At 35.2% G+C, this 1,860-nt stretch carries 1 protein-coding gene; it reads right to left on the reverse strand.

Annotated features, from left to right (window positions below; translation table 11 throughout):
* Nucleotides 1–1,860: type ISP restriction/modification enzyme (locus tag ABD915_RS09505; RefSeq protein ID WP_345117689.1), on the reverse strand; the 1,860-nt coding region annotated here is incomplete at both ends.

Genomic DNA, 1,860 nt, shown 5'->3' on the forward strand with positions numbered 1-1,860 from the left:
TTACATGCAAATGACCCAATTCACGACCTGCTGTAACAAACATCCAAAAATCTTCAACGCTTTTTACACAAGGGATACGAGGGAGTTCTTTGCATAAATTATCAGCATAACGAGTACGATAATCTTCCGAATGTAAAATTCCATAAACATAATAGAATAGATCATCTTTAGTGATTGTTTCATTGGGATAAGCAGCTTGAAAATGGGCTACCCCTTCATCCGTAATGGCATCACGCCTCTGTAAACCAGTTGTTTTGATTTCTTCTGTAGAGTTTGCAAATAAATGGGATTGTTTTTTGTTTTTACTTTTCAAGGTTTCAGTATGTTCGTAAAAATATCTTGGGAAACATTGTCCATTATCTATTGCATAGTAATCAGGTAAACTTTTTGTCATCAAGACAGAAAAGCCACTTCTTGCTCCTACAGAAGAAATTTGTATTACCTTATTTTTGATAACATCTTCCATGGGAAACATATATGGTATTTGACAGACAGCTTCATTGAATATGCGATTATAATAAAGCCATTGTCGTGTAAAAGGACGGTACAAACTTTGTGTAAGGCATACCTCTTCAAATTCAAAAACCTTGCCTTTCGTTAACTGTTGTTTAAGCTTAAGGCTCCAGCTAATTTTTTTTGCATCTGAATTGACAAAATTGTCTACAAGATTGGTACGTGTTTTGCGATCAGAATGTGCATAAGCATTATTAAAACGTTCTACTTCGCTGTTATAGAAACTAATCATATTACTCATATTCTTTGCTAGAGATTCATGGCTTGAATTATATGCCCAAGCATCACGATTAGTTTTAAGACCACATGAAAAATTTTCAAAAAGCCTTTTATCATGCCCTTTTTTAAGACCTAATGCTAAAAATGCTTTGAAACTGTCATCCCGTTGACCAAGCCAATCGCCATGCTTGTCTGGTGTAATCACTTTCCAACCAGATTGATCCGTAATGCTACCAATACTACCAAAGGATTTAAGTATAGATAATTTCTTTTTTGTAGTGAGATTATTACCAATATCATGATAATAAATTTTACAATCTCCAGAAACATTAGGGTTTTTGATAAACAGTGTTACGGCAATGCCAGTCATACTACCATTACCAAAAACATTTTCTCCTTCTTGAGCAGCTCCATTGCTTAACATATTTTTACGTATATCCCCCCGTAAATTGAGCACATAAATACTGGTAAATTCTTTAGTTAAAGATTTTCGTAAACCATCCATAGTTGGCTTTTCTATATAACTAGAACCAGAAACAAAGCCGATTACCCCAGCATTATCAATACGGTCACTAGCCCAGCGGATAGCACGGATATAACTGTCATAAAGTGCTTGCCTAAGACTTGCTTTAGATTGAGCAACATAAGTTTCACCAATACGTTTATCTAATACGTGATAAGGGGTATTCTTTGCATTATCATTTGCACTTTTTTGACCTGTTGAATAAGGTGGATTGCCAAAGATAACTTTGATATCCAGTTTCTTCTGATGTTCTAAATATTCACTGTTTTCTTTAAACAATTTTTGTAGCAAGTTCTTCTCTTCAAGCATCTGGAATGTATCAGCCAAACCAATATGCTTGAAAGGAATATACTCTCCTTTCACAAGACTATGATAGGTCGATTCAATGTTAATCGCTGCTATGTAATACGCAAGTAAGACAATCTCATTGGCATGGATATCATGACGGAATTTATATTCCATATCCTCTGGTTTTATGAGATCAGATTGTAAAAGCCTTGTGATAAAGGTACCGGTTCCAGTGAAAGGGTCAAGAATAGAAACACCACGTGAGCCTAGGCTTTTCCCAAACTCGTTGCGTAGCACTTCATCAACAGAATGAATAA

This window comes from Bartonella jaculi, from assembly GCF_039543045.1.
GTDB classification, from domain to species: Bacteria; Pseudomonadota; Alphaproteobacteria; order Rhizobiales; family Rhizobiaceae; genus Bartonella; species Bartonella jaculi.